The 17,672-nt window shown below is 60.4% G+C and carries 14 protein-coding genes; 10 read left to right on the forward strand and 4 right to left on the reverse strand.

Going from position 1 to position 17,672, the window contains the following annotated elements:
* Window positions 1-63: 63 nt before the first annotated feature.
* On the forward strand, window positions 64-618 hold the full coding sequence (locus ACTG1K_RS20215; RefSeq protein WP_440006521.1) for a sugar O-acetyltransferase: 555 nt from the start codon (window positions 64-66) through the stop codon (window positions 616-618).
* A 380-nt stretch (window positions 619-998) separates the two neighbouring features.
* Here the strand turns inward: ACTG1K_RS20215 and ACTG1K_RS20220 are convergent, their stop codons facing one another.
* Together ACTG1K_RS20220 and ACTG1K_RS20225 are read right to left on the reverse strand one after the other, a co-directional pair.
* Window positions 999-1,547, reverse strand: a complete 549-nt coding sequence (locus ACTG1K_RS20220; protein ID WP_005338924.1) for an NAD(P)H nitroreductase — start codon at window positions 1,545-1,547, stop codon at window positions 999-1,001.
* A 106-nt stretch (window positions 1,548-1,653) separates the two neighbouring features.
* Entirely contained in the window at window positions 1,654-3,681 is a 2,028-nt protein-coding gene (locus ACTG1K_RS20225; protein ID WP_429150552.1) for an oxidoreductase, read from the reverse strand.
* A 318-nt stretch (window positions 3,682-3,999) separates the two neighbouring features.
* Between ACTG1K_RS20225 and sppA the strand changes: the two genes are divergently transcribed.
* Window positions 4,000-5,844: a signal peptide peptidase SppA gene (gene sppA, locus ACTG1K_RS20230; RefSeq protein ID WP_374884560.1), complete on the forward strand. Its 1,845-nt coding sequence runs from the start codon at window positions 4,000-4,002 to the stop codon at window positions 5,842-5,844.
* A 91-nt stretch (window positions 5,845-5,935) separates the two neighbouring features.
* Here sppA and ACTG1K_RS20235 read toward each other — a convergent pair whose 3' ends face one another.
* A complete protein-coding gene (locus ACTG1K_RS20235) occupies window positions 5,936-6,856 on the reverse strand; it encodes a L,D-transpeptidase family protein (protein WP_005338927.1) in 921 nt (306 codons plus the stop codon).
* Between the two features lie 526 nt (window positions 6,857-7,382).
* Here ACTG1K_RS20235 and ACTG1K_RS20240 point away from each other — a divergent pair.
* From ACTG1K_RS20240 to ACTG1K_RS20260, 5 genes are all read left to right on the forward strand, one after another.
* Window positions 7,383-8,411: an ABC transporter permease subunit gene (locus ACTG1K_RS20240; protein WP_440006524.1), complete on the forward strand. Its 1,029-nt coding sequence runs from the start codon at window positions 7,383-7,385 to the stop codon at window positions 8,409-8,411.
* A gap of 2 nt (window positions 8,412-8,413) precedes the next feature.
* Window positions 8,414-9,457, forward strand: coding sequence for an ABC transporter permease (locus ACTG1K_RS20245; RefSeq protein WP_335820513.1), 1,044 nt, complete (start codon window positions 8,414-8,416; stop codon window positions 9,455-9,457).
* A 151-nt stretch (window positions 9,458-9,608) separates the two neighbouring features.
* Complete coding sequence (locus ACTG1K_RS20250) at window positions 9,609-11,426, forward strand: extracellular solute-binding protein (protein ID WP_440006526.1); 1,818 nt, start codon at window positions 9,609-9,611, stop codon at window positions 11,424-11,426.
* Between the two features lie 31 nt (window positions 11,427-11,457).
* Window positions 11,458-12,516 carry an ABC transporter ATP-binding protein gene (locus ACTG1K_RS20255; protein ID WP_440006528.1) on the forward strand — a complete coding sequence of 353 codons (1,059 nt, stop codon included), beginning with the start codon at window positions 11,458-11,460 and terminating at the stop codon, window positions 12,514-12,516.
* On the forward strand, window positions 12,513-13,529 hold the full coding sequence (locus ACTG1K_RS20260; protein ID WP_149153518.1) for an ABC transporter ATP-binding protein: 1,017 nt from the start codon (window positions 12,513-12,515) through the stop codon (window positions 13,527-13,529). Before ACTG1K_RS20255 ends, ACTG1K_RS20260 begins: the two co-directional genes overlap by 4 nt.
* Before the next feature lie 101 nt (window positions 13,530-13,630).
* Here ACTG1K_RS20260 and ACTG1K_RS20265 read toward each other — a convergent pair whose 3' ends face one another.
* Window positions 13,631-14,242 (reverse strand): YitT family protein, encoded by a 612-nt coding sequence (locus tag ACTG1K_RS20265; protein ID WP_005349421.1) that lies wholly within the window; start codon window positions 14,240-14,242, stop codon window positions 13,631-13,633.
* Between the two features lie 242 nt (window positions 14,243-14,484).
* Between ACTG1K_RS20265 and ACTG1K_RS20270 the strand changes: the two genes are divergently transcribed.
* From ACTG1K_RS20270 to ACTG1K_RS20280, 3 genes are all read left to right on the forward strand, one after another.
* Window positions 14,485-15,864, forward strand: a complete 1,380-nt coding sequence (locus ACTG1K_RS20270) for a UDP-glucose dehydrogenase family protein (RefSeq protein WP_440006530.1) — start codon at window positions 14,485-14,487, stop codon at window positions 15,862-15,864.
* The gene (locus tag ACTG1K_RS20275) at window positions 15,861-16,862 is read left to right on the forward strand and encodes an NAD-dependent epimerase (RefSeq protein ID WP_267516917.1); all 1,002 of its coding nucleotides are present in this window, start codon (window positions 15,861-15,863) and stop codon (window positions 16,860-16,862) included. The genes ACTG1K_RS20270 and ACTG1K_RS20275 overlap by 4 nt, the downstream gene beginning before the upstream one ends.
* A 110-nt stretch (window positions 16,863-16,972) precedes the next feature.
* A complete protein-coding gene (locus ACTG1K_RS20280) occupies window positions 16,973-17,578 on the forward strand; it encodes a DUF2076 domain-containing protein (protein WP_331377837.1) in 606 nt (201 codons plus the stop codon).
* The last annotated feature ends 94 nt before the right edge of the window (window positions 17,579-17,672 follow it).

Genomic DNA, 17,672 nt, shown 5'->3' on the forward strand with positions numbered 1-17,672 from the left:
CGTTACTTCTGCCGTATTGGCGCCAATATCCAAGTCCCTGGCATATAAAGGAAAGCAACCTTCATGATCGAATACCAGAAGATGATCAGCAGCCAACCGTACAACTGCATGGCACCCGAGCTGGCCCAGTTGCGCCGGGAGGCAGCACGGCACTATCGCCGTTTCAATCAGGCGGAAGAGGAGGCTGAGCAGCGGGCACTACTGGCGGAGCTGATTGGCGAACTGGCAGAGAACGCCTTTATCTGCCCGCCCCTCTACTGCACCTATGGCCACCACACCCACCTGGGCAAGGACTCCTACATCAATATGGGAGCGACCCTGCTGGACAATGCCCCCATTCGCATCGGCGCCCATGTGATGATTGGGCCAAACATGCAGATCTATACCGCAGCCCATGCGCTGGAGGCCGATGAACGGATTCAGGGAACAGAGACGGCGCTGCCGGTTACCATTGAAGACAAGGTCTGGATTGGGGGCGGCGCCATCTTGCTGCCCGGCGTCACCATAGGGCGGGAGGCGATCGTCAGCGCGGGCGCCGTAGTCACCAAAGATGTACCGGCCGGTATTCGGGTAGTCGGCAACCCGGCCCGGATCCTGCCAGCCAAAAACAGGGCATAAGGCTGCCAACCGGGCTGCATCTTGATGCCGCCATCAGCTCACTGCAACCCCTACACCCCATAAAAATAAAGCCCAATGTCACGAAGACGTTGGGCTGTTAAAAGGTGCTACGGAATTGCGACTCTCATCGCAGAAAAATTAGAAGGAGTGCCCTTCTAAACTGGCAGGGAGATATTAGCGAATGCGCAAACGTTTTACATAGTGAAATACAACAGGATTGCGAGGTACATCGCACTATTTAAATAATTACCTGCTATGGCGCGCGAAGCCTCTTTGACCCATTTATTTTCCCCAATTTCTCTGGTTACTATTCACGGTTAAACAGAAAAGCCCCGATTTCTCGAGGCTTTGCTTCTCTCAACCGCAACGTGGCCGAAAAGTCAGAAACGGCGGACAAACTCATCGAGCGGCAGCTCGCGCAGTTTGCGTGCTTCCAGCATGGGAGTACCGAGATAGAGGAAACCCACCAGCTGATCCTCTGCCGCCAGTCCCAATCCCTTGTTGATCTGCTCATCGAAGATAAACCAGCCGGAGCGCCAGATACCGTTGAAGCCCTGCGCCTGCGCGGCCATCTGCATCGCCATCAGGGCACAACCGGCAGAGAGCTCCTGCTCCAGTTTCGGCACCTTGGGGTGATCCTGATAACGGGTTGCCACGGCGACGACCAAGGGCGCCCGCAGCGGCGCTTCGCTGCACTTCTTGATGCTCTCTTCATCTTCGCCACGAGCACGGGCCGCCTCGGCCAGCAGCTTGCCCAGCCGCTCGCGCCCCTCCCCTTCAAACAGAATGAACTGCCAGGGGGTCAGGGTGCCGTGATCCGGCGCGCGCAGGCCCGCCTTGAGGATATTGTCGAGCACCTCACCGCTCGGGGCGGGATCGGCGAGACGGCCACAGGAGTGGCGATTGAGCAACAGGGTGAGGGCATCCATGGGCAATTCCTTCTCTGGGGCAATGATGGCGCTACCTTAGCACAGCACCGGATGAAGAAAACCCCTGAAGCTCAGGGGTTTATCGCAGTATAGAGGGCATGGCTGACTAGATGATGGCTGCCAGCTCGGCCCCTTGTCGAATGGCGCGCTTGGCATCCAGCTCGGCGGCTACATCCGCACCGCCGATGATATGCACCGGCTTGCCTGCCGCCTGCAATCCCGCCTGCAGCTCCTTGAGGGGCTCTTGCCCGGCACAGATGATCACCTGATCCACTGGCAGGCACTGTTTGGTCTCGCCCACCTGAATATGCAGCCCCTCGTCATCGATACGCAGATATTGCACCCCGGAGAGCATCTGCACCTTGCGGTTCTTGAGCACGGTACGGTGGATCCAGCCGGTGGTCTTGCCAAGGCCGTCACCTACCTTGCTCTCCTTGCGCTGCAGCAGCCAGATCTGGCGCTCGGGGGCGTCGATCTCGGGGGCGATCAGCCCACCGCGCTGGTCGAGTTGCTTGTCGATGCCCCACTCCTTGAGCCAGTGATCACGATGGCCGTCGGCATCCATCTCCACCTTCTTCTCCACCAGATATTCAGCTACATCGAAGCCGATGCCGCCGGCACCGATCACCGCCACCTTCTGGCCGACCGGTTTGTGATCCCGCAATACATCGAGGTAGTTCATCACCTTGGCATGCTCGATACCCGGAATATTGGGGGTGCGCGGACGGATGCCGGTGGCAAGGATCACCTCGTCAAAACCGCCGCCGAGCAGGCTCTCGGCGCTCTGACGCTGGCCGAGATAGAGCTCTACGCCGCACTTCTCCAGCCGTTTGGCGAAATAGCGCAGGGTTTCGTGAAACTCCTCCTTGCCCGGGATCTGCTTGGCGAAGTTGAACTGGCCGCCGATTTCGCTGGCCTGATCGAACAGGCTCACCTGATGACCGCGCTCGGCAGCGTAGCAAGCAAACGCCAGCCCGGCCGGGCCCGCCCCCACGACCGCCAGCTTCTTGGGCTGGGGCACGCGGCCAAAGGTCAGCTCGGTCTCGAAGCAGGCGCGGGGATTGACCAGACAGGAGGCGCGCTTCTGCTTGAACACATGGTCAAGGCAAGCTTGATTGCAAGCGATGCAGGTGTTGATCTCGTCCGCCCGGTTCTCGGCCGCCTTGATGACAAATTCGGGATCCGCCAGGAAAGGGCGCGCCATGGAGACCATATCCGCCTCGCCCCCCGCCAGAATGCGTTCGGCCACCTCCGGGGTGTTGATCCGGTTGGTGGTAATGAGGGGCACCTTGAGGTGTTTTTTCAGCTCGGCGGTCACCCAGCTGAAGGCGCCGCGTGGCACGCTGGTGGCGATGGTGGGAATACGTGCTTCGTGCCAACCGATGCCGGTGTTGATCAGGGTCACCCCCACCGCTTCCAGCGCTTTGCCAAGGGCGATCACCTCTTCCAGAGTCGAGCCCTGCTCCACCAGATCGAGCATGGAGAGGCGGAAGATAATGATGAAGTCGGTGCCGACCCGCTCGCGGATGGCGCGGACAATCTCCACCGGAAAGCGCATCCGGTTTTCGCTGCTGCCGCCCCAGCCATCGGTGCGTTTGTTGGTTCGCTCGCAGATGAACTGGTTGATGAGATAGCCTTCCGAGCCCATCACCTCGACGCCGTCATAACCGGCCGCCTTGGCCAACGCTGCTGTAGCCGCGAAGTCGCGAATAGTGCCGCGGATCTGCCGCTCGCTCATGGCGCGCGGTTTGAACGGGGAGATGGGGGCCTTGAGGGCACTCGGGGCCAGACTGAAGGGATGATAGGCGTAACGACCGGCATGGAGGATCTGCAGCGCTATCTTGCCCCCCTCCTGATGCACGGCGCTGGTCACCTTCTTGTGCTTGCTCACCTGCCAGGGGAAGCTCAGCTGAGATCCGTGAGGTACCAGCCGACCGCGCAGATTGGGGGCAATGCCGCCGGTGACGATAAGGCCTACTCCACCACGGGCGCGCTCGGCATAAAAGGCAGCCAGCTTGTCAAAACCGCCCTTCTCCTCTTCGAGGCCGGTATGCATGGAGCCCATCAACACGCGGTTGCGCAGCTGGGTAAAACCGAGGTCAAGGGGCTTCAGCAGATGGGGATAGCGACTCATGATGCCTTCCTCTTTAAGGCCAGGGTGCATGGAACAACGCCCAACACACGGTTGCGCAGTTGGGTAAAGCCAAGGTCGAGCGGGGTCAGCAGGGTCGGATAGCGGCTCACGATGCCTCCAGTTAATTTTTTGTTATCAAACTGAGGCTAGAGTAAAGAATCGAAAATTCTTTTTCAAACAAATGTTTGGACAATTTTTCAGCGAACAGCCGTGCCCTGAACGAAGATAGGCGGGATCCGCCAGTCGGAAATGGCAATTTCGCCCGCAACTGGTTAATAATGGCTCTTCTCTACCCATTAACAGGGCGATAACGCGACTATGTCTATTTTCAAAGGTCTGGGTTGGTTGTTCCGCAGCCTGTGGCGCCTGCTCAATTTCACCCGGCTGATGCTGGTCAATCTGCTGTTTCTCATCGTAGTGCTGGTCATCGTCTTCAGCGTCAGCCAGAAAGAGGCTCCCAAGGCGCCCATCGAAGGCGCGCTGACTCTCAATCTCAACGGCGTGCTGGTGGAGCAACGCTCCCAGACAGATCCCACCGTACAACTGCTGCGTCAGATGGACAGCAGCGACGAGCAGCCGAGCGAGATCGTCCTCTCCGACCTGCTATGGGCCATCAAGAGTGCCAAGGATGACGAGCGCATCAAGGCGCTGGTGATCAAGCCGCAAGGGCTGCAGGGAGCCAACTTCACCAAACTGCAGGAGGTGGCGAGTGCCATCGACTCCTTCCGGGAGAGCGGCAAACCGGTGATCGCCATGGCCGACTTCTACACTCAGGGGCAATACCTGCTGGCGGCCCACGCCGATCACGTGCTGCTCAACCAGAGTGGCGCCGTGGTGATCGAGGGGCTTGGGGTCTACCAGACCTACTTCAAGTCGGCGCTGGAGAAGCTCAACATCACCCCGCATGTATTCAAGGTCGGCACCTACAAATCCTTCGTCGAGCCCTATACCCGCGACGAGATGTCTCCCGAGAGCAAAGAAGCGAACCAGCGCTGGCTGGATCAGCTGTGGCAATCCTATGTGGCTGACGTAGCCGAGCTGCGGGAGATCGAACCCGATGCGGTCGCGCCGGGCAAGGAGCGCTTCCTCGAGCTGCTGCGCAAAGCCGGTGGCAATGCCGCCAACTACGCCCTCGACAACGGGCTGGTGGATCAGCTGGCCACCCGCGACGAGATGACCCAGGCGGTCATTAAAGAGGTGGGTGAAGCGGACGACCACGGCTGGAAAGGGGTCGGCCTGAAAGAGTATCTGGCTGCCATTCCGGAACAATATCCCCAGAGCGGCAAGGATGAGGTGGGTCTGGTGGTCGCCAGCGGCGCCATCATGGATGGCGTCCAGCCTGCCGGTACCATAGGCGGTGATAGCCTCTCCGACCTGCTGGCCGATGCCCGCCGCGATGACAAGGTCAAAGCCGTGGTCCTGCGGGTCGACAGCCCGGGCGGCAGCGCCTTCGCCGCCGAGCAGATCCGCGCCGAGCTGCTGGCCCTGAAACAGGCAGGCAAACCGGTAGTGGTCTCCATGGGCAGCTATGCCGCCTCCGGTGGCTACTGGATCTCCGCCGATGCGGACAAGATCTTCGCCTCCCCCACCACACTCACCGGTTCCATCGGGGTGTTCGGCATGTTTGCCACCATCGACAAGGCGTTGGCCCAGTTCGGCGTGCATACCGACGGGGTTGGCACCACAGATTACGTCGGCGTCGGCCCGACCCGCGCCCTACCGGATCACGTCGGTCAGGCAATCCAGCTGAGCGTGGAAGATACCTACCAGCGCTTCATCGGTCTGGTCAGCAAGGGTCGTGGTCTGAGCCCGGAAGAGGCAGAGAAAGCGGCCGAAGGCCGGGTCTGGACCGGCGAAGATGCCAAGGCCCTGGGGCTGGTGGACGAGTTCGGCAATCTGGATGACGCCATCAAGGCCGCCGCCGAACTGGCCAACCTCAAGGAGTGGCAGGTCACCCCCATCGAGCAGGAGGAGTCCACCAAGGACAAGTTCCTGCGCCAGCTGTTTGACAGCAGTGCCCAAGTGCTGGCCCCCCAGTTGCAAAGCTGGCTGCCAGCTGGATTTGGCAAGGCATTGGTGGAAGTGAACCGCAGTCTCGACCCGCTCACCCGCTTCAACGATCCGCAAGGCACCTACGCCTTCTGTCCGGTCTGCGTGCAGTAAGCAAGCGGCGAATGCCCCATAAAAAACGGCGACCATCTGGTCGCCGTTTTCTTTATTCAGCCAGTGCGCGCGGCACCGCCAACTTGCTCAATCAGGGATTGAGGCGAGTCGGCATACCGGTACGCTGTTCCAGCACCTGCTTGACCACGTTGGAGTCAGACTCGGCGTGAGCGATGAAGCGGGTGATAGCCGGTGTCATCGGGAGCGGCACGGAGGCGGTGGAGTTGAACTCCTCCTCGGTGCGCGACAGCGGCTCGTGTACTTCCATGTAGCGACCGCCATCCGGCTCGACCGTGGTCTTGACCGGCTGGTTGACGAACTGGACGCGGGTGCCGACCGGCACGTTGTCGAACAGATACTTGATGTCGTCAGCGCGCAGACGCACGCAACCGCTGCTCACCCGCAGACCGATACCGAAGGTGGCGTTGGTGCCGTGGATGGCATAGAGGTTGCCAATGTAGAGGGCGTGCAGACCCATGGGGTTATCCGGACCGGCTGGCCATACTGCCGGCAGAGTCTTGCCCTGGGCGGCATAGCGGCGACGGATGTTCTCGGTCGGGGTCCAGGTCGGGTTGGCGCGCTTGCGCTCTACCTTGGTGATCCAGTTCTCCGGGGTGTTTACCCCCAGCTGACCGATGCCGATGGGCAGCACTTCCACCACGTTCTTCCCTTTCGGGTAGTAGTAGAGACGCATCTCGGCAACGTTGATGACGATCCCTTCGCGGGGCGCGTTGGGCAGGATCAGCTGGTGGGGGATGATCAGGGTGCTACCCGCTTTCGGCAGATAGGGATCAACGCCCGGGTTGGCTTCCATGATGTTGGTCAGACCCAGCTGGAAGTCAGCAGCGATCTGCTCCAGCGGACGGTTGTCCGCAGGCACCACGTATTCCTGGTTTTCACCGATCAGGCGACTGTTGGCCGCAGGCAGACGGTACTCGACAGCGGCAGCCTGCTGGCTGACCAGCGCAAATGTGCATAAAAGGGCCGAAGCGGCAGTGCGAAGGGGATTCATAAAATTCCTGTGTGGTTTCCTGTACCAAATGGGCCGGGGGCCGTCTCATCCTCGGTCTGCCGGTGGCGGGTCAACCTGCCCCACGACGCCAATAACCGAGCGCGCATTCTTTCCTGAGTCGGCCAAAATTTCAACTTCCATATGTTGCTTTTCTTGTTAAAAGTAGCCGTTTTCGATGTGACGCTTATCAACAGGGCAAAAGCCACACTGGCAAGTCGCAGCAAAGAGAAAGATGAATGGCACGGCCCGCCTGGCAGCGAGCCACCCGAGCTCCCGTCAGCCACAGCGCTGCGCCACCTTGTGTCACGGTTGCAGCCCTAGCTAAAACGTTTGTCTCATCCGGGGAGATAAGCCAATACAGACGGTGGCAGCTTATTGGCGTGAAAGAGGGCACCTTACCCTTCCAACCATGATTATTTGATTGATCTGATTTGGGTTTATGTTTACCAATAATCAGCAGCACGATGTGTGCCATACACCGGATGTGACAAGCTGCAGCAGAACAACACAAGGACGAGGTTCCATCATGCTGTCGTATTTCCTACGCCGGATGCTTTTGATCATCCCGACGTTTCTCGGTATCACCCTGCTCGTCTTCACCATCACCCGTTTCGTGCCGGGCGGTCCGGTCGAACGCATGCTGCTGCAAGCCCAGGTTTCCCAGAATGAATCTGGCCGCTCCAGTGGCAGCAAGGGGGCGCAGGCCCTCTCCGATGAACAGATCGAGGAGCTCAAGGCCTTCTATGGCCTCGACAAGCCCATGCTGGTCGCCTACTGGGAGTGGCTGCAGAAGCTGGCGGTGCTGGATCTGGGCGAATCGACCCGCTACTACGAACCGGTGTGGGATCTCATCAAGGAGCGGCTCCCCGTTACCGCCTTCTTCGGGCTGGCAACCTTTCTGCTGAGCTATGCGGTCTCCATTCCGCTCGGGGTGGCCAAGGCGCTCAGGCACAACAGCCGCTTCGACTCGTTGAGCTCCATGCTTATCTACATGGCCTATGCCCTGCCCGCCTACGTGGTGGGGATCTTCCTCATCACCGTCTTCGCCTTCCATCTGGAGTGGCTGCCGATGGGCGGTTTTCCGGGAGACGACTTTGAGTACATGGAGAGCAGCTGGGATCAGATCCGCACGGTCTTTGCCCACGCCCTGCTGCCGCTTATCGCCTACGCCATCGGCGATTTCGCCATCCTCACCATGACTATGAAAAACAGCCTGATGGAGAACCTGTCGGCCGATTATGTGCGTACTGCGGTGGCCAAGGGGTTGCCGTTTCGCAAGGCGGTCACAGACCACGCCATGCGCAACAGCCTAATCCCCATCGCCAGTCACCTGGGGTCTGTGCTCACCGTTTTCTTTGGCGGCTCCTTCCTCATCGAGACCATCTTCAACATCGACGGCATCGGCCTGCTCGGTTACGAGGCGATCGTCGAGCGGGATTACCCCACCGTCATGGGCATTCTGGCCATCACCTCCATGCTGATGCTGATTGGCAATATCGTCTCCGATATCTGCGTTGCACCTTCTGTTGACCCCCGCGTGCGGTTTGGAGACTGACCATGAAGCTCAATCCGGTTACCTTGAAAAAACTCAAGCGCTTCAAGTCGATCAAGCGCGGTTACTACTCCTTCATCATCTTCACCACCCTAGTGCTGCTCTCCCTGCTGGCGGAGCTGCTGATCAACAGTCGGGCACTGATGGTGAGCTATCAGGGCCAGCTGCACTTCCCCACCTATGGCGATGTGATCCCCGGCCAGCAGTTCGGGCTCGATTACGAGTACGAAACCAACTACCGCCAGCTCAAGGCCAAATTTGCCGCAGAGGGCCAGGGCGACTGGGTGCTGCTGCCGCCGGTGCCCTGGAATCCCTACGAGCAGGATTTCAAGGAGGATGCCTACCCGCCCTACGCCCCCAGCGCGGCTGAGCGCCACTTCCTCGGTACCGACACCAGCGGCCGCGACGTACTGGCGCGGCTGGTTTACGGCTTTCGCATCGCCATCGGCTTTGCCTTTATCGCGCTGGCGGCCAGTTACGCCATCGGGGTAACCATCGGCTGTCTGATGGGCTTTCTCGGCGGCCGCTTCGACCTCATCCTGCAACGCTTTATCGAGATCTGGTCCCAGGTGCCGTTTCTCTACGTCATCATGATCCTGGTGTCGCTGGCCAAGCCCAACTTCGGCCTGTTTGTTGCCATCAACGTGCTGTTCGGCTGGATGGGGATCACCTGGTATATGCGCACCCTCACCTACAAGGAGCGGGCGCGGGACTATGTGATGGCGGCGCGGGCACAAGGAGCGACCACCGGGCGGATCATCTTCAACCACATCCTGCCCAACACCCTGATGATGATCGTCACCCTGGCGCCGTTCGCCGTGGTGGGCAATATCTCCACCCTGACAGCACTCGACTATCTGGGCTTCGGGCTGGCACCGCCGACCCCGAGCTGGGGGGAGCTGCTCTCCCAGGGCATCAACAATCTGGATGCCATCTGGATCGTCAGCTCAGTGGTGGCAGCGGTGAGTCTGGTGCTGATCATGGTCTCCTTTATCGGTGAGGCGATCCGCGAGGCGTTCGATCCGCGCAAATTTACCCGTTACCAATAAGCCAGCCGGTACCAGCGCGCATCGGCAGGCGTCGGGTAACGAACAGTGATTAATCAAGGACGGGCCGCCGCCATCGGCGGTCCCGGGAGCAAGGGATAATCCCGTTATCAATCAAGACCCCCAGTGCAGGGGCCAGACCTGGAAGTCAAACATGAAGAATAAAATCAAATGGATAGGTGCTCTCTTTGTGCTGGTAAACGGATCCTGGGTCTGGGCGGCCAGCCTGCCCGCGGATCTCAAATGGGAGACCAACGACACGGATCCTGTGTTCGCCTCCCCCAAGGCGCTGCCGGGCGGCAGCCTCAATATGTTTGTGGAGAGCTTTCCGCTGACGTTTCGCACCGTGGGGCCTGACTCCAACGGTTCGTTCCGCTCCTTTATTCTCGATAACCAGCTGCGGCTCATCAGCTTCCACCCCAATACCGGCAACCCCATCCCCTCGCTGGCGACCCACTGGGCCATCGCGCCAGACAGCCAGACCGTCTACTTCAAGCTGGATCCCCGCGCCAAATGGTCGGATGGCAAGCCAGTCAATGCTGACGACTACACCTTCGGTTACGAGATGATGCGATCCAAACACATCAAGGGGCCCTGGTTCAACAACTACTACACCACTGAAGTGGTAGCGGTAGAGAAGATCGACGACCACACCATTATGGTCAAAGCGGGCAACCGCAAGGCCAAGATGGACCTGCTCAACACCACCGAGCTGTGGCCCCAGCCCAAGCACTACTACAAGCTGACCCCCAACTGGGTGAAGCAGTACAACTGGGCCGTGGTGCCCACCACAGGCCCCTACGTGATCAGCGACGTCAAGAAGGGCAAGTCGGTCACCTTCAGCAAGCAGAAGGATTGGTGGGCAAAAGACGATCGCTACAACCAGCAGAGATTCAACATCGACACCATCAAGGTGCAGGTGATCCGCGACCACAACATCGCCTTCCGCCACTTCCTGAAAGGGGAGATCGATACCTTCGAGATGATCCTGCCCAACTGGTGGCATGAAAAAGCGGTCACCCCGGAGTACAAGAAAGGCTACGTGCAGAAGGTAATGGCCATGACCGATACCAAACAGGGCGGTCAGGGGGTTCACCTCAATGTGGCCAACCCCAAGCTGGCGGACGTGAACGTGCGCCTCGGCATCCAGCACGCCTTCAACATCGACAAGATGATCGAGACCGTGCTGCGCGGCGACTATGACAGAGCCACCACCTTTGACTCGGGCTTTGGCGAGTTCACTGACATCACGCTGCCGGAGCGGGCTTATGACATCGGCAAGGCGCGGGAGTACTTTGCCAAGGGCGGCTACAACAAGCCGGGGCCGGACGGCATCCTGCAAAATGAGAAGGGTGAGCGGCTGACGCTGGCGCTCACCTACACCAGTCAGGAGCACTCCAAGCGCCTGACCGTGCTGAAAGAGGAGGCCAAGAAAGCGGGTCTGGATCTGGAGCTCAATCTGGTGGATGGCGCCACCGGCTTCAAGGTGATGCTGGAGAAGAAACACGAGGCGGCCTGGCTCGGTTGGGGCGGCGGCGGTCTCTATCCGCAATATTGGGAGTTTTTCCACTCCGCCAACGCCAACAAACCGCAGACCAACAACTTGTTCAACGTGGCTGACAAGGAGCTGGACGCGCTGATCGATGCCTACAACGTCGAATTCGACATGGCCAAACGGGCCAAGCTCTCCCAGCAGATCCAGCAGCGTATCTATGATCTCGCCATCTTCGTGCCCGGGGTGCAGCTCAACTATGTGCGGGCCAGCAGTTGGCGTTATGTGATGCTGCCGGAAGTGCCTGCCACCAAGAACACGCCGGACCTGCTCTACTGGCCGATGGATGGTTATCCTCACAGTAGCGGCGGTCTGCTCTGGCTCGATCCCAAGGTGAAGGAAGAGACCCGCAACGCCAAGGAGGCAGGGGAAGCGCTGGCGCCCATCAACCTGCTCGACAAGACCTATGCACGTCATTGATATTCAGGCCATTGCGAAGGGAGCAGCCGTTATGCCCAACACCCAGGCCCCCATTCTTGACGTACCGGATAACGGGTGGGAGTTCGCCGTTGATAACGGCCAGCACCATGCCCCAATCCTCGAAGTACGCGATCTCGAGGTGGAGTTCGCCGTCGATGACGGCAAGATCAAGGTGCTCGACGGGGTCAGCTTCAAGGTGGCCCCGGGTCAGACGCTGGGGATCGTCGGCGAGTCCGGCTGTGGCAAGAGTGTCACTTCACTCGCCATCATGGGGCTGCTGCCCAAGCCCCACGGTCAGGTAGTCGCCGGTTCCATCCGCTTTCAGGGGGAAGATCTGTTGTCGCTTGCACCGGATCAGATGTACAAGGTGCGCGGCAACCGCATCTCGATGATCTTTCAGGAGCCGATGACGGCCCTCAACCCGGTGCAGACGGTGGGGGAACAGCTGATGGAGGTGTTTCGCCTCCATCGCCCCGAGTATGACAAGGCCCAACGCAAAGCCGCGGCCATCGCCATGCTGCAGAAGGTGGGGATCCCGGAACCGGCCCAGCGCTTTGCGGTCTATCCCCATAATCTCTCCGGCGGTATGCGCCAACGGGTGATGATCGCCATGGCGCTCTCCTGCGAGCCAGACCTGCTTATCTGCGACGAGCCGACCACGGCGCTGGATGTCACCATTCAGGCCCAGATCCTCGAACTGATGAAAGAGCTGCAGGCCCAGACCGGGATGGCCATCATCTTTATCACCCACGATCTGGGGGTGGTTGCAGAGCTGTGCGACGAAGTGGTGGTGATGTACGCCGGGCGGGCGGTGGAGCAGGCCGATGTGTTCGAACTGTTTGACCATCCCCGTCACCCCTATACCCACGGCTTGATGAGCTCGATCCCGCGCCTGGAGGATGAGCCCAAGAGCCTGCTCAAGACCATCAAGGGACAGGTACCGGCCCTGCACGAGATGCCCGCTGGCTGCCGCTTCTCCAACCGCTGCTCCCATGCGACCGATCTCTGCATCAGCGCCATTCCGGCGGTGGAGCAACTCAATCCGCGCCACCATGTCGCCTGTCACTACTGGAAGGAGTTGACCCCATGAGCACTCTGTTATCGGTCAGGGATCTGAAACAGCACTTCCGGCTGGGAGGCGGCTTCCTGCGCAAGCAATATACGGTTCATGCGGTGGATGGCATCAGCTTCGATCTCAAGCAGGGGGAGACGCTGGGGCTGGTGGGTGAGTCGGGCTGCGGCAAGTCCACCCTCGGGCGCAGCCTGCTCAAGCTGTTCGAGCCGACCGCGGGCACCATCACCTTCGAGGGGCGCGATATCACCGCCCTCAGCCCGAAGGAGATGCGCTCCCTGCGCCAGGAGATGCAGATGGTATTTCAGGATCCTGCAGAATCCCTCAACAGCCGCCACACCGTGGGCCAAATTTTGGAGGAGCCCTTTATCATCCACGGTAAAGGCAACACTGAGCAGCGCCGCGGCTGGGTGCAGGAGTTGCTGGCAAAAGTGGGCCTGCCGGGCAGTGCGGTGGATCGCTACCCCCACGAGTTTTCCGGCGGTCAGCGCCAGCGGATCGGCATCGCCCGCGCCATCGCTCTCAAGCCCAAGCTGCTGGTGTGCGACGAGGCGGTCTCGGCCCTCGATGTCTCGGTGCAGTCGCAAATCGTCAACCTGCTGCTCAGCCTGCAGCGGGAGATGAACCTCTCCATCATCTTCATCGCCCACGATCTGTCGGTGGTCAAACACATCTCGGATCGGATTGCGGTGATGTATCTGGGACGGATCGTCGAGCTGGCGGATGCCCAGTCGCTCTATCTGGCGCCGCGCCACCCGTATACCCAGGCGCTGATCTCCGCCATTCCGGTACCGGACCCGCGCAGGCGCAGCCAGCGCATTCTGCTGACCGGCGATGTGCCCTCCCCCATCTCGCCGCCAAGCGGCTGCCACTTCCACCAGCGCTGTCCACATGCGACCGAACTGTGCAAAAGCAAGGCGCCCAAGCTTGAGGCGTGTGATGAGGCCCATCATCAGGTGGCCTGCCACACCCCGCTCGCCGTCGGTGGTCACGCTATCAGCGGCGACAGCAGGCTGGAGCAGGCGAGCTAGGCGCAGCGAACAAACATCAGGGTAGAAACAGACGAGGCGGCCATCAGGCCGCCTCGTGCTATCGGGTCACGCTTGTCTTATCGAGCCACTGCCGCAGCTTGTCAGGCAATCTGGTAACGGCCGGGCTTGTGGTTGAGTGTCAACACCAGATTACAGATAACCGCCGCCACGATGGATAGCGCCAGGATCCAGGGCTGCACCACGAAAAACGAGGCAACAACAATGGCGCAATCGAGCCCCATCTGCAGCTTGCCCGCCCGGATGCCAAAGCGATCCTGAATAAAGAGCGCCAGAATGTTGAAGCCCCCCAGACTCGACTTGTGGCGAAACATGATGAGCAGCCCCATGCCGATCAGGGTGCCGCCGATCAGCGCCGCATAGAGGGGCTCTATCTTGCCGATCTGCAACACCCCGTTGAGGTGATCGGTCATGTAGGAGACCGCCGCCACCGAGACGAAGGTGTTGAAGGTAAAACGTGGCCCCATCCGCAGCCATGCCAGCGCATAGAAGGGCAGGTTTATGCCGAAAAACAGCAGGCCGAAGCTGATGCCGGTCACCTTTTGCAACAACAGCGCCAGCCCGGCAGTCCCGCCGGTGAGCAGGCCAACCTGATGAAACAGAAAGATGCCGAGGGAAACAAAGCCGGCCGCCGTCAGCAGGGCCAGCACATCCTCATAAATAGGATGGGCAGTGCGAATCGAGGTGTTGTCCATAACCTGTATCCAAGCGAAGTAAAGAGAGAGTGTCTGTCGCCTGCCGTTGCGGGCATGCTGCGAGCCCTGTCCACAGGGCTTCGTTATGGGGTCCAGTCTATTTTTTGTGAAAAGGATCACAACAGGCAGGCTGAACGCCCCATTCTGGTGCCTGTCATCTGGCATTGACACCTGCTGCACCAAGATGCAGCATGCCGCGGTTTAAGCGCGCCATCCCCCATTCACAGCACGAGGCACTTTTCATGAAGGTCACCATTTTTGGCACAGGCTATGTCGGGCTGGTGCAGGCCGCCGTTCTGGCCGAGGTGGGCCATCAGGTCTGCTGCGTGGATGTGGATGACGAGCGGATCGCCGCCCTCAGGCTGGGGCAGATCCCCTTCTATGAACCGGGGCTGGCCCCGCTGGTCGAGAGTCATCTGGCCAGCGGCCGCCTGAGCTTCACGGTCGATCCCGCCATTGGCGTGGCACACGCCGACCTGCTGCTGATCGCCGTGGGCACCCCGGCTGACGAGGATGGCTCGGCCGATCTGCAACATGTGCTGGCGGTGGCCGACACCATAGGCCGACTGATGAGCAGCCCCAAGCTGGTGGTGACCAAAAGCACTGTGCCGGTCGGCACGGCGCAGCAAGTAAGAGAACACATTGAGCAGCAGTTGGCCGTGCGTGGGCTGGCCTTCACCTGCGAGGTGGCGGCCAATCCCGAGTTTCTCAAGGAGGGAGCGGCGGTCAACGACTGCATGCGGCCGGATCGCATCATCATCGGCTGTGACAGTGAGCGGGCACTTGAGCAGTTGCGCGCCCTCTACGCCCCCTTCAACCGCAATCACGACCGGATCGTAGTGATGGATCTGCGCAGCGCCGAGCTTACCAAATACGCTGCCAACGCCATGCTGGCCACCAAGATATCCTTTATGAACGAGATGGCGGCCCTCGCCGAGCAGCTGGGGGCCGATATCGAGGCAGTACGCCAGGGGATGGGGGCAGATCCCCGCATCGGTTACCACTTTATCTACCCGGGCTGCGGCTACGGCGGCTCCTGCTTCCCCAAGGATATCAAGTCGTTGTGCCATACCGCGGCGAGTGTCGGCTGCGACGCCCCGCTTTTAGCGGCGGTCGAGCAGGTCAACCAGCGCCAGCAACAGAAGATGGCGCAAACCCTGCTGACCCGCTTCGGCCCGGATCTGCGTGGCCACACCTTTGCCTTGTGGGGACTGGCGTTCAAACCCGGCACCGACGATATGCGCGATGCGCCGAGCCGCCCGCTGCTGGCCGCCATCTGGGCTGCCGGTGGCCGGGTGCAGGCCTTTGATCCCAAGGCGATGGAGCGCGCCCGCCAGATCTACGGCCAGCGGCCGGATCTGCTGCTCTGCCCCACTCAGGAATCTGCGCTGGAAGGGGCTGATGCCCTGCTGATCTGCACCGAATGGCAGGCGTTTCGCGCCCCCGATTTCCAACAGTTGAAAGCACTGCTCAACCAGCCTGTCATCATCGATGGCCGCAACCTCTATGACCCGCGCCAGCTCAGCGAACTCGGGTTTGACTATCACGCCATCGGGCGACCACATCTTCCCGCCCAAAAGCAGCCTGCCAACACCAGTTGCAACCCGGAGACTCAACCATGATCTATCTGGTCACCGGCGTCGCCGGTTTTATCGGTTTTCATGTGGCCAGCCAGCTGTGCGCCGCAGGTCATCGGGTGGTGGGGATCGACAACCTCAACGACTACTACGAGGTGAGTCTGAAAGAGGCGCGGCTGGCCCAGCTGGCCAGTTTCCCCCATTTTCACTTCGAGCGGCTGGATCTGGCGGATCGCGAGGCGATGGCGACCCTGTTTGCCAGCAACCGTTTCGAGCGGGTGATCCATCTGGGGGCGCAAGCGGGAGTGCGCTACTCCATCGACAATCCGTTTGCCTATGCCGACAGCAACCTTACCGGCATGCTGACGGTGCTGGAGGGGTGTCGTCACCACGGGATTCAGCACCTCATCTACGCCTCCTCCAGCTCGGTCTATGGCATGGTGGATCAGATGCCCTACTCCACCGCGCAGCAGGTGGATCACCCGGTCTCCCTCTACGCCGCCACCAAGAAGAGTGGCGAGCTGATGGCCCACGCATACTCGGCGCTCTATGGCCTGCCCACCACAGGGCTGCGCTTCTTTACCGTCTACGGCCCCTGGGGCCGCCCCGACATGGCCATCATCAAGTTCACCCGCGCCATCCTCGCGAACGAGCCTATCGATGTGTACAACCACGGTGATCTCAGCCGCGACTTCACCTACATAGACGATATAGTCGCGGGGATCCTCGCCGTGGCCGATCAGCCGCCCCGCCCCAATTCCGATTGGCACGCCAGCGAGCAGAGAGCAGCTCCCTACCGCATCCTCAATATCGGCAACGGCCAGCCGGTGCGGCTGCTCGATTTTATCGAGGCGCTGGAAGAGGCCATCGGCAAGCCCGCCATCAAGCGGATGCTGCCGATGCAGGCAGGTGACATGCACGCCACCTGGGCCGACAGCGAGCCGCTGCACACCCTCACCGGCCTGCGACCCGCTACGCCCCTCAAGCAAGGTGTTGCCGAGTTTGTCCGCTGGTATCTCGACTACTACCAGCCCGCCCGCTGATGAGAGCGGGCTGCCCCTCGGTCATTGATGAGTTAATCAGATACCACTGATGCCCCGCGGGTTTTAGGATGGCTAAACGCACTGTCTGCGCAACATAGCGAGGATTTGAGATGCAATCACAGGAACAGGGTCTGATCGATGGACTGTTCGACCGCCTCAAGCAAGCGCAAGCCAGGGATAGCAAGCGAGACCCACAAGCGGATCAGCTGATCCGCCAGCATCTGGCCCAGCAGCCCGACGCCCCCTACTACATGGCCCAGGCGCTGCTAATTCAGCAGGCAGCCCTTACTCGCCTCAACGAGCGGGTCAAGGAGCTGGAAGCCAGCCAGAGCACCCCAAGTGGTGGCAGTTTTCTCTCCGGCCTGTTTGGTAGCGAGAGCAGCCCGCCCCCGCGCTTTACGCCACCACCGGCAACCGCTTCTGCCCAGCCTGCATCCCGTGCCAGCTCCTTTTTAGGGGGCGCCCTGCAAACCGCCGCCGGTGTGGCCGGTGGCGTGATGCTGGCCGATATGATCGGCGGACTGTTTCACAACAATCGGCCCGAGGAGATCATCGACATCATAGAGCCAGCGCCCATCGCCAATCCGGTCGATGCGGAACCGGTGCGCTGGGACGGCTGGGATTCACCTCCCGATGCTGGCAGCAATTTTCTCGACGACGATAGCCAGAGTAGCGGCTGGGCCGACAGTGACGATAACAACGGCGGTTTCTTCTGACCGTCAAACCATTACTGGCCCCGCACCTAGCTGTGATCTCTCTGTAGGTTGTTCACTCGGGGCATTCCCGGAGAATTGGAGGCACCAACCAAAC

This window comes from Aeromonas sp. 102P (genome assembly GCF_051920345.1).
Classification (GTDB): domain Bacteria; phylum Pseudomonadota; class Gammaproteobacteria; order Enterobacterales; family Aeromonadaceae; genus Aeromonas; species Aeromonas veronii.

Excerpts from the sequence above, each read along its gene's own strand:
- ACTG1K_RS20215 (WP_440006521.1), top strand. The coding sequence starts at position 64 with ATGATCGAATACCAGAAGATGATCAGCAGCCAACCGTACAACTGCATG.
- ACTG1K_RS20220 (WP_005338924.1), bottom strand. The coding sequence starts at position 1,547 with ATGGATGCCCTCACCCTGTTGCTCAATCGCCACTCCTGTGGCCGTCTC.
- ACTG1K_RS20225 (WP_429150552.1), bottom strand. The coding sequence starts at position 3,681 with ATGAGTCGCTATCCCCATCTGCTGAAGCCCCTTGACCTCGGTTTTACC.
- sppA (WP_374884560.1), top strand. The coding sequence starts at position 4,000 with ATGTCTATTTTCAAAGGTCTGGGTTGGTTGTTCCGCAGCCTGTGGCGC.
- ACTG1K_RS20235 (WP_005338927.1), bottom strand. The coding sequence starts at position 6,856 with ATGAATCCCCTTCGCACTGCCGCTTCGGCCCTTTTATGCACATTTGCG.
- ACTG1K_RS20240 (WP_440006524.1), top strand. The coding sequence starts at position 7,383 with ATGCTGTCGTATTTCCTACGCCGGATGCTTTTGATCATCCCGACGTTT.
- ACTG1K_RS20245 (WP_335820513.1), top strand. The coding sequence starts at position 8,414 with ATGAAGCTCAATCCGGTTACCTTGAAAAAACTCAAGCGCTTCAAGTCG.
- ACTG1K_RS20250 (WP_440006526.1), top strand. The coding sequence starts at position 9,609 with ATGAAGAATAAAATCAAATGGATAGGTGCTCTCTTTGTGCTGGTAAAC.
- ACTG1K_RS20255 (WP_440006528.1), top strand. The coding sequence starts at position 11,458 with ATGCCCAACACCCAGGCCCCCATTCTTGACGTACCGGATAACGGGTGG.
- ACTG1K_RS20260 (WP_149153518.1), top strand. The coding sequence starts at position 12,513 with ATGAGCACTCTGTTATCGGTCAGGGATCTGAAACAGCACTTCCGGCTG.
- ACTG1K_RS20265 (WP_005349421.1), bottom strand. The coding sequence starts at position 14,242 with ATGGACAACACCTCGATTCGCACTGCCCATCCTATTTATGAGGATGTG.
- ACTG1K_RS20270 (WP_440006530.1), top strand. The coding sequence starts at position 14,485 with ATGAAGGTCACCATTTTTGGCACAGGCTATGTCGGGCTGGTGCAGGCC.
- ACTG1K_RS20275 (WP_267516917.1), top strand. The coding sequence starts at position 15,861 with ATGATCTATCTGGTCACCGGCGTCGCCGGTTTTATCGGTTTTCATGTG.
- ACTG1K_RS20280 (WP_331377837.1), top strand. The coding sequence starts at position 16,973 with ATGCAATCACAGGAACAGGGTCTGATCGATGGACTGTTCGACCGCCTC.